10 protein-coding genes are annotated in these 9185 nt (G+C 71.6%); 6 read left to right on the top strand and 4 right to left on the bottom strand.

Features of this window, described 5'->3' with window-relative positions:
- Positions 1–392: peptide deformylase (locus ACJA3G_RS21955; protein ID WP_406554729.1), on the bottom strand; the 392-nt coding region annotated here is incomplete at its 3' end.
- A gap of 117 nt (positions 393–509) precedes the next feature.
- Here ACJA3G_RS21955 and ACJA3G_RS21950 point away from each other — a divergent pair.
- The 6 genes from ACJA3G_RS21950 to ACJA3G_RS21925 all read left to right on the top strand — a co-directional run bounded on the left by ACJA3G_RS21950 (position 510) and on the right by ACJA3G_RS21925 (position 5724).
- Positions 510–1748: a MurT ligase domain-containing protein gene (locus tag ACJA3G_RS21950; protein ID WP_406554728.1), complete on the top strand. Its 1239-nt coding sequence runs from the start codon at positions 510–512 to the stop codon at positions 1746–1748.
- A 22-nt stretch (positions 1749–1770) separates the two neighbouring features.
- The gene (locus ACJA3G_RS21945) at positions 1771–2499 is read left to right on the top strand and encodes a type 1 glutamine amidotransferase (RefSeq protein WP_101387171.1); all 729 of its coding nucleotides are present in this window, start codon (positions 1771–1773) and stop codon (positions 2497–2499) included.
- Between the two features lie 159 nt (positions 2500–2658).
- Complete coding sequence (locus tag ACJA3G_RS21940; protein ID WP_406554727.1) at positions 2659–3684, top strand: 6-phosphofructokinase; 1026 nt, start codon at positions 2659–2661, stop codon at positions 3682–3684.
- Positions 3685–3789: 105 nt separating this feature from the next.
- On the top strand, positions 3790–4740 hold the full coding sequence (locus tag ACJA3G_RS21935; RefSeq protein ID WP_406554726.1) for a cytochrome c oxidase assembly protein: 951 nt from the start codon (positions 3790–3792) through the stop codon (positions 4738–4740).
- 83 nt (positions 4741–4823) lie between these two features.
- Positions 4824–4982 (top strand): hypothetical protein, encoded by a 159-nt coding sequence (locus ACJA3G_RS21930; protein ID WP_180357116.1) that lies wholly within the window; start codon positions 4824–4826, stop codon positions 4980–4982.
- A gap of 40 nt (positions 4983–5022) precedes the next feature.
- On the top strand, positions 5023–5724 hold the full coding sequence (locus ACJA3G_RS21925) for a lysophospholipid acyltransferase family protein (RefSeq protein WP_406554725.1): 702 nt from the start codon (positions 5023–5025) through the stop codon (positions 5722–5724).
- 246 nt (positions 5725–5970) lie between these two features.
- Here the strand turns inward: ACJA3G_RS21925 and ACJA3G_RS21920 are convergent, their stop codons facing one another.
- From ACJA3G_RS21920 to ureG, 3 genes are all read right to left on the bottom strand, one after another.
- Positions 5971–7548, bottom strand: a complete 1578-nt coding sequence (locus ACJA3G_RS21920) for an alpha/beta hydrolase (RefSeq protein ID WP_406554724.1) — start codon at positions 7546–7548, stop codon at positions 5971–5973.
- 109 nt (positions 7549–7657) lie between these two features.
- Positions 7658–8440, bottom strand: coding sequence for an urease accessory protein UreD (locus tag ACJA3G_RS21915; protein WP_406554723.1), 783 nt, complete (start codon positions 8438–8440; stop codon positions 7658–7660).
- Positions 8428–9105, bottom strand: a complete 678-nt coding sequence (gene ureG, locus ACJA3G_RS21910) for an urease accessory protein UreG (RefSeq protein WP_406554722.1) — start codon at positions 9103–9105, stop codon at positions 8428–8430. The genes ACJA3G_RS21915 and ureG overlap by 13 nt, the downstream gene beginning before the upstream one ends.
- Positions 9106–9185 lie beyond the last annotated feature (80 nt).

Raw genomic sequence — 9185 nt, 5'->3', positions numbered from 1 at the left:
GGCTCCCCCGAGACCGTCCACCCCTCCACCACCGCCTCGTCGTACCGCTCGGTACCGGCCTCCAGGCCCGGCAGCGAGAGACAGCCCTCGGGGCCGCGGACCACGATGCCGTCCGTCGACACCAGGCGCGGGTTGACGAGGTGCCCGAGGTGGCGGACGTCCTCGTCATCCGGGCAGTCGTAGACGAACACCCGCAGGCCCACGCCGATCTGATTGGCCGCGAGGCCCACCCCCCGCGCCGCGTACATCGTCGCGAAGAGGTCCTCGACCAGTCGGGCCAGGGACGGACCGAAGTCGCTGACGGGCTCACAGGGGGCGTGCAGGGCCGGGTCACCGAGGAGAGACATCTCTCGTACGGTGCCGGAACTGCCGGGAATCGGACGGTGGCGCATGGCCGCAAGCGTACGTTCCGGGCCACCCGGAGCCGCGCCGGTGGTGGCGCGGTTCGGGCCGCTGTCCGGATCTCGATAGGCTGAGGTCCGACCCAGGCGCAAGGAGGATCAAGGACGATGGCAGGCAACGCGGAGCCGCTGTCACCGCGGGCCAAGCTCGCCGTGACGGCGGGCAAGGCCGCTGCGGCGGTGTCGCGCGCGGCGGGGCGGGGCAGTGGATCGGTGATCGGCGGCCGGGTGGCGCTCAAGCTGGACCCCGATCTGCTGGGGCGGCTGGCGACCCACCTGGACGTGGTCCTGGTCTCGGCGACGAACGGCAAGACGACGACGACCCGGCTCATCGCCGAGGCGCTGCGGGCCAGCGGCCCGGTGGTGTCCAACGCGCTGGGCGCCAACATGCCCGCGGGCATCACCTCGGCCCTGGCGGGCGGCTCGGACGCCCGCTTCGGCGTGATCGAGGTGGACGAGAAGTACCTCTCGGGAGTCGCTCGCGATGTGACGCCCAAGGCGATCGCACTGCTCAACCTGAGCCGTGACCAGCTCGACCGGGCCGCCGAGACCCGGATGCTCGCGGAGAAGTGGCGCGAGGGGCTCCAGGGCACCAAGGCCGTGGTGATCGCCAACGCCGACGACCCGCTGGTCGTCTGGGCGGCGTCCTCCTCCCCCAACGTGGTGTGGGTGGCGGCCGGCCAGGAGTGGAAGGACGACGCCTGGTCGTGCCCGGCCTGCGGCGGTGTGATGCAGCGCCCCGGCGACGACTGGTTCTGCGGTGAGTGCGGCTTCCGCCGCCCCGCCCCGAGCTGGGTGCTCAGCGGCGACTACGTCCTGGACCCGCACGGTTCGGCCTGGCCGATCCACCTCCAGCTGCCCGGCCGCGCCAACAAGGCCAACGCCGCCACCTCCGCTGCGGTCGCCGCGGTCTTCGGGGTGCCGCCGCAGGTCGCCCTGGAGCGGATGTACCAGGTGCAGGCGGTCGCCGGTCGCTATGACGTCGTCTCGTTCCAGGGCCGTGAGCTGCGGCTGCTGCTGGCGAAGAACCCGGCGGGCTGGCTCGAAACGTTTTCCCTGATCGACCCGCCGCCGACGCCGGTGATCCTCTCCGTCAACGCCCGCGGCGCCGACGGCACGGACACCTCGTGGCTGTGGGACGTCGACTACACCCGGCTGGCCGGTCACCCGATCTTCGTCATCGGTGACCGCAAGCTGGACCTGGCGGTCCGCCTGGAGGTCGCGAACCTGGACTTCCGGGTCTGCGAGAGCCTCGCGGAGTGCGTCCAGCTCGCGCCCCCCGGCCAGATCGAGCTGATCGCCAACTACACCGCCTTCCAGGACGTACGCCGCACGGTCGGCAACTGAGACCCTTAAGGAGCAAGCGAGCATGAGCGACAACAGCCTGCGCCTCGTGTGGGTCTACCCCGACCTGCTGAGCACCTACGGCGACCAGGGCAACGCGCTGGTCGTGGAGCGCCGGGCCCGTCAGCGCGGCCTGGACGTGGCCCGCCTCGACGTCCGCAGCGACCAGCCGGTGCCGTCGTCCGGCGACATCTACCTGATCGGCGGCGGCGAGGACCGGCCGCAGCGGCTCGCGGCCGAGCGGCTGCGCCGCGACGGCGGCCTCCAGCGCGCCGCCGCCAACGGCGCGATCATCTTCTCGGTCTGCGCCGGGTACCAGATCCTGGGCCACGAGTTCATCAACGACCTCGGCGAGCGCGAGCCCGGCCTCGGTCTGCTCGACGTGGTCTCCACCCGCGGCGAGGGCGAGCGGTGCGTCGGTGACGTGCTGGGCGACATCGACGAGCGCCTGGGTCTTCCGCAGTTGACCGGCTTCGAGAACCACCAGGGCATCACGCACCTGGGCCCCACGGCCCGGCCGTTCGCCCGGGTCCGCCTGGGCCGGGGCAACGGCACCGGCGACGGCACCGAGGGCGCGTACAACGAGACGGTGTTCGGCACGTACATGCACGGTCCCGTGCTGGCGCGGAACCCGCAGATCGCGGACCTGCTGCTGAAGCTGGCCCTCGATGTGAACGCGCTGCCGCCGACCGACGACCGGTGGTACGAGGCACTGCGCGCCGAGCGCATCGCCTCCGCGACCCAGCCCGCCTGACCCGGACCGCACATCTGAGTACGGCGCTCGTACGTTCCTCCGACGTCCATCAGTCGGACGTCTGATTCGGCCCCGCCACCCTGCGCCGGTAGGGTGGCGGGGATCCAACCGGACGACGTGGTCCGGTCGTCGGCCCACGTTGCAAAGGTTTTCCGGGCAATGCGAATTGGTGTGCTCACCTCCGGCGGCGACTGCCCCGGCCTCAACGCCGTCATCCGTTCCGTCGTGCACCGCGCGGTGGTGGACCACGGCGACGAGGTCATCGGTTTCCACGACGGCTGGAAGGGTCTCCTGGAGGCCGACTACCGCAAGCTCGACCTCGACGCGGTCGGCGGCATCCTCGCCCTCGGCGGCACGATCCTCGGCTCCTCCCGTGTCCAGCCCGCGCATCTGCGCGACGGCGTGGAGCGCGCCCGGGGCCATGTCGCCGAGCTCGGCCTCGACGCGATCATCCCGATCGGCGGGGAGGGCACGCTCAAGGCGGCTCATCTGCTGTCCGAGGCCGGTCTGCCCATCGTCGGCGTGCCGAAGACCATCGACAACGACATCGCCTCCACCGACGTCACCTTCGGCTTCGACACGGCCGTGGGCGTGGCCACCGAGGCCCTGGACCGGCTGAAGACGACCGCCGAGTCGCACCAGCGCGTGCTGATCGTCGAGGTCATGGGCCGCCACACCGGCTGGATCGCCCTGCACTCCGGGATGGCCGCCGGCGCCCACGCGATCGTGGTGCCCGAGCGCCCCTTCGACATCGACGAGCTCACCGAGCTGGTCGGCCGCCGCTTCTCGGCGGGCAAGAAGTTCGCGATCGTGGTGGTCGCCGAGGGCGCCAAGCCGCGCGAGGGCTCGATGCGCTTCGACGTGGGCAGCACCGACATCTACGGCCACGAGCGCTTCGCCGGGGTCGCCAGCCAGCTCTCCGTCGAGCTGGAGCGGCGCCTGGGCAAGGAGGCCCGCGCGGTCATCCTCGGCCACGTCCAGCGCGGCGGCACCCCGACCGCGTACGACCGCGTCCTTGCCACCCGGTTCGGCTGGCACGCGGTGGAGGCCGTGCACCGCCGCGAGTTCGGGATGCTCACCGCGCTGCGCGGCACCGACATCACCATGGTCCCCCTCGCCGAGGCGACGGCGACGCTCAAGACCGTCCCCGCCGAGCGCTACTCCGAGGCGGAGTGCGTGCTCTGAGGAGCGCCTGGTTCCGGACTCCACGGGCCGCCCCCGGTCGCGAACGCGACCGGGGGCGGCTCTACTCTGGGTGCGGACAACCGGTACGAAATCAGGAGTCAGCGGATGGATCACAGCGGGCACGGCATGACCATGGATCTGCCGCCGTTCACGCTGGGGCGCGGCCTCGAGTGGTCCATGGACCCGTTCTTCCTGATCGGCTGTGTCGCGGGCCTCGGCCTGTACGGCTACGGGGTGCTGCGGCTGCGCAGGCGCGGCGACAGCTGGCCGGTGAGCCGGCTGGTCTTCTGGACCCTGGGTGTGCTGAGCATCGCCCTGGTGATGTGCACGAAGCTCAACGACTACGGCATGGTCATGTTCAGCGTGCACATGGTCCAGCACATGGTCATCAGCATGCTCTCGCCGATCCTGCTGCTGCTCGGCGCGCCGGTGACGCTGACGCTGCGCGCGCTGCCGGTGGCCGGGCGCGGGCGCAAGGGCCCGCGTGAGCTGCTGCTCGCGCTCCTCCACAGCCGCTATCTGAAGGTGATCACGCATCCCGCGTTCACCATCCCGATGTTCATCGCGAGCCTGTACGCGCTGTACTTCAGCCCGCTCTTCGACTTCCTGATGGGCTCGAAGACCGGCCATGCCGCGATGATGGTCCACTTCCTCGCGGTCGGCCTGATCTTCTTCTGGCCGATCATGGGCGTGGACCCGGGCCCGCACCGCCCCGGCTACATCATGCGGATGCTGGAGCTCTTCGCGGGCATGCCCTTCCACGCCTTCTTCGGTATCGCCCTGATGATGGCGACCCAGCCGATGGTCGGCACGTACAAGAACCCGCCCTCCTCGCTCGGCATCGACGCGCTCGCCGACCAGGAGGCGGCCGGCGGCATCGCCTGGGCGTTCAGCGAGATCCCGTCCGTGGTCGTCCTGATCGCGCTCGTCTTCCAGTGGTACGCCACCGAGAAGCGCGAGGCGAAGCGGCAGGACCGGGCCGCCGACCGCGACGGGGACAAGGAGCTGGCCGCCTACAACGCCTATCTGGCGTCGCTCGACGCACGCGGGCGGTAACGCCCGGTGCGCCCCTCTGGCGCGGCGGGCCCCCTGGGGGCGACCATGGACTCCACGGCAGCGGCCGGGAGGAAGGGGACCCCATGCCCGGCACGACGAAGGCGATGGTGGTGCTCACCGTCGTGGCGCTGGTGATGATCACTGCCTACACGGTGGCGCTCGGCAGCAGCGGCTGGCTCTGGTTCGGCTGGGTGGTCCTCGGCCTGGCGACGGTGGGCATGGCGGCTTCGCGCAGCGCCTGAGCGGCGGCCCGGCGGGCGGGCCGAGTGAGGAGCTGGTGCGTTGCTGTACTACGTGCTCAAGTACGCCCTTCTGGGGCCGCTGCTCAAGCTGCTCTTCCGGCCGAGGATCGAGGGTCTTGAGCACGTCCCGGACGAGGGGGCCGCGATCGTCGCGGGCAACCATCTGTCCTTCTCCGACCACTTCCTGATGCCGGTGATGCTCAAGCGGCGCATCACCTTCCTCGCCAAGCAGGAGTACTTCACCGGGCCCGGCGTCAAGGGCCGGCTCACGGCCGCCTTCTTCCGCGCGGTCGGGCAGATCCCGGTGGACCGCTCCGGCAAGGAGGCCGGGCAGGCGGCGATCCGCGAGGGCCTCGGGGTGCTGGCCAAGGACGAGCTGCTGGGCATCTACCCGGAGGGCACCCGCTCGCACGACGGACGCCTCTACAAGGGCAAGGTCGGGGTCGCCGTGATGGCGATCAGGGCGGGGGTCCCGGTGATCCCCTGCGCGATGGTCGGCACCTTCGAGATCCAGCCGCCCGGCCAGGTGGTGCCGAAGATCCGGCGGGTCACCATCCGCTTCGGCGAGCCGCTCGACTTCTCCCGCTATGCCGGGATGGAGAACCAGAAGGCGGTGCTGCGGGCCGCCACCGACGAGCTGATGTACAAGATCCTGGAGCTGTCCGGGCAGGAGTACGTGGACCGGTACGCGGCCGAGGTGAAGGCCGAGGCGGCCGGAAAGTTCCCCAGGCTGCTCGGCTGACAGCGGATCCGCGGGGCACAGTCCCCTGCCCCTGGCGATCAGCGACGTCCTGGTGGACATGGTGGCGTACGACGGCGGCCACGCCCGGCAGCCGGCCGGACGGATCGTCACCGAGGCGGGCCTGCGCCCGTCTCCGGCGCCGTTCCCACCCCGCACGACTCCATGACGGGCGGCGCGGCGCTGAGGGAGAACGCGAGGGGGCGGCCGGAGTTCCCGGCCGCCCCCAAGCTCAGCTGTCCTTCGGTGTTACGGCTTCGGCGTGGCGTGCGGGGCGCACGTCACATCGGCGCTGTCGACCTTGCCGGTCAGGAAGTAGGCCTCGACCCGCGTGTTGATGCACGGGTTGACCAGACCGGTCACGCCGTGCGAACCCGCGTCCTTCTCGGTGATCAGGCGCGAGCCCTTGAAGCGCTGGTGCAGCGAGACGGCGCCCTGGTACGGCGTGGCGGCGTCCCGGGTGCTCTGGACGATCAGGACGGGCGGCAGACCCTTGCCGGTCCTGACCTCGACCGGGGTCTGCTGCTTGGTCTGCCAGGTGGCGCACGGCAGGTTCATCCAGGCGTTGGCCCACGTCATGAACGGGTTGTTCTTGTTGAGCCGGGTGTTGTCCCGGTCCCACTTCTTCCAGCTGGTGGGCCACTTGGCGTCGGCGCACTCGACGGCGGTGTAGACCGCGTTGCCGTTCTCGGCGCTGATGTTGCCCTTGGTGTCCGACATGTCGGGCGCGGCGGCGTCGACCAGCGCCTGGGTGTCGCCCGCCACGTACTTGCTCCAGGTCTGGGCGGTGGGCACCCAGGAGGAGTCGTAGTACGGGGCGTTCTGGAAGTACGCGATGAGCTCGGCGGGGCCGACCACGCCGCCGATGGGCTTCTTCTTGGCCGCGGCGCGCAGCTTCACCCACTGCTGCTCGACCTTGGCCGCCGTGTCGCCGAGGTGGAAGGTCGCGTCGTTCTGCGCGACCCACTTCTCCCAGTCGCTCCAGCGGCCCTGGAAGGCGACGTCCTGGTTCAGGTTGGCCTGGTACCAGATGTTGTCGCGCGCCGGGTCGACGACGCTGTCGACCAGCATGCGGCGCACGTGCGAGGGGAACAGCGTGCCGTAGACCGCGCCCAGGTAGGTGCCGTAGGAGACGCCCAGGTAGTTGAGCTTCTTCTCACCGAGCGCGGCGCGGATGACGTCCAGGTCGCGGGCGGTGTTCGGGGTGGTCATGAACGGCAGCATCCAGCCGCTGCGCTCGGCGCAGCCGTCCGCGTACTCGGCGGCGAGCTTGCGCTGGGCGCGCTTGTCGGCCTCGCTGGAGGGCACCGGGTCGGCCTTGGGCGCCTTGACGAACTCCTGCGGGTCCACACAGGAGATCGGCGTCGAGTGGCCCACGCCGCGCGGGTCGAAGCCCACGAAGTCGTACGCCTTGGCGGTGCTTGCCCACAGGGGGTTCTTGCCCGTCACCCGGGTCGGGAAGCGCATGCCGGAGGCACCGGGACCGCCCGGGTTGTAGACGAGGGCACCCTGGCGCTCGGCCGGGGTGCCGGTGGAGGAGATGCGGTCCACGGCGAGCTTGATCTGCTGGCCGTAGGGGTGGGCGTAGTCGAGCGGAACGCTGACGTAACCGCACTGGATCGGCTTGGCGAAGCCCCAGTCGGCCGGGCAGTCGGTCCAGTCGATGCCCTTCGTGGCGGCCCGCTCGGCGGCGAGCTGTACGCCGCGCGCCTCGGACGTGCCGTGGTGACGGCTTTCGGCGGTGGCCGCCGGTGCCGCTATCGCGCCGGCTATGAGCGTGCCCGCTATCAGAGTGCCGGCCGAACCGAGCACTGCGGTGCGTCTCAAGTCGTTCCTCCCCCAGATGAGGTGCGTCGCATCGGAGCGACGCGTTCCATGGTCTCGGGGGATCCTCGCGCCTTGGTGCCTGTCGAGAACAGGTCGTACTGGTGTTTCTTTACCGAACCGATAGGCGGGGAGCCGAGTCCCGCTGAGCGGTGCGGACTTCGTCGAGTACGCGCCGCAGCAGCCGGGCGTCGGGCGCCACGGCCGTCACCAGGAAGGCGGGCCCGGCCAGCGGAGTCAGCACCGCGCCCGCCCCGAGCACCCGCGCCTCGACGGGGTTTTCGGCCAGCCGCGGGTCGACGACCAGGAGTTGCCCCACCGCCCGGTGCCCGCCCAGGACCGCCGATCCATTCCAGCCACCGGGCGCGCCCGGCCCGTACGACAGCTCCTGGTCCAGCAGCGGGCGGCCCGCGCGGTGCACGGTCAGCCGGGTGGCGAGCGTGCCGGGGTCCTCGCCGTGGCGCCCGAGGATCTGCTCCTCGCGCAGGACGAGCCGCGCGTCGGGCGCGAGCTCGACCCGGGTGCGCATCCGCAGATCGCTGCCGCTCGCCGAGATCAGCTGCTCGGGCAGCCAGTGCAGTTCGCCGCCGGGGCCCACGGTCAGCCGCACGTCGTAGCGCGCGGCCTCACCCGTGCGGCCGGGCAGGGCGATGGTGGCGGCGGCCGAGTCCACGGTGAGCCGGGCCCCGTCCCGCACCTCGGCCTCCACGGCGAGGCGGTCACCGCCGAGCGGGGCGCTCATCGCCCCGACGACGGTGACCCGGTGGCATCCGCCGGTGGCGCGGGTGCGGCGCAGCGCGAGCGGCCCCTCCCCCGCCAGTACGGGCAGGCCCTCGGGGGTGGCGACGATCCGGGCGGTGGCGCGCACTCCGGCGCCGTTGGTCATCCCTGCCATGCCGCGAGCTGTTCCCGTACCCAGGCGGCGACCGCGTCCACGCCGTCCTCGGACCGCAACGACTGGAAGACGACGGGCAGTCCGGCCCGCTGCCGCTCGGCGTCGCGGGCCATCCGCTCCAGGTCCGAGCCGACGTACGGGGCGAGGTCGGTCTTGTTGACGACGAGCAGGTCGGCCGTGGTGACCCCGGGGCCGCCCTTGCGGGGGATGTCGTCGCCGCCCGCCACGTCGATGACGAAGATCTGGGCGTCCACCAGGCCCTTGGAGAAGGTGGCGGTGAGGTTGTCGCCGCCGGACTCGACCAGGATCAGATCGAGCGGCCCGACCGCCTCCTCCAGGTCCTCCACGGCTTCGAGGTTGGCGGAGATGTCGTCCCGGATGGCGGTGTGCGGGCAGGCGCCGGTCTCCACCGCCTGGATCCGCTCGGGCGGCAGCACCGCGTTGCGCAGCAGGAACTCGGCGTCCTCGCGGGTGTAGATGTCGTTGGTGACGACGGCCAGCGAGAACCGGTCCCGCAGGGCCCGGCAGAGCGCGGCGACGGTCGCGGTCTTCCCGGAGCCGACGGGCCCGCCGAGCCCGACGCGCAGCGCACGCCGCGTCCCGTCGGGCCGGCGGGCGTCGGCACTGAGCGCGGCGGGACCGTCGTGGGAGTGGTCGAGATGCATGGGGCGGCTCCGGTTGGGCGGCCCGTCCGGTGATTGCGGACGAGCCCGTGAAGGGCGGGGACGGGGGCGAGGCCCCCGTC

Source organism: Streptomyces sp. YS-3 (genome assembly GCF_045257485.1).
GTDB lineage: Bacteria > Actinomycetota > Actinomycetes > Streptomycetales > Streptomycetaceae > Streptomyces.
Note: the sequence above shows the minus strand (reverse complement) of the source record. Positions and strands in the feature narration are given on the sequence as shown.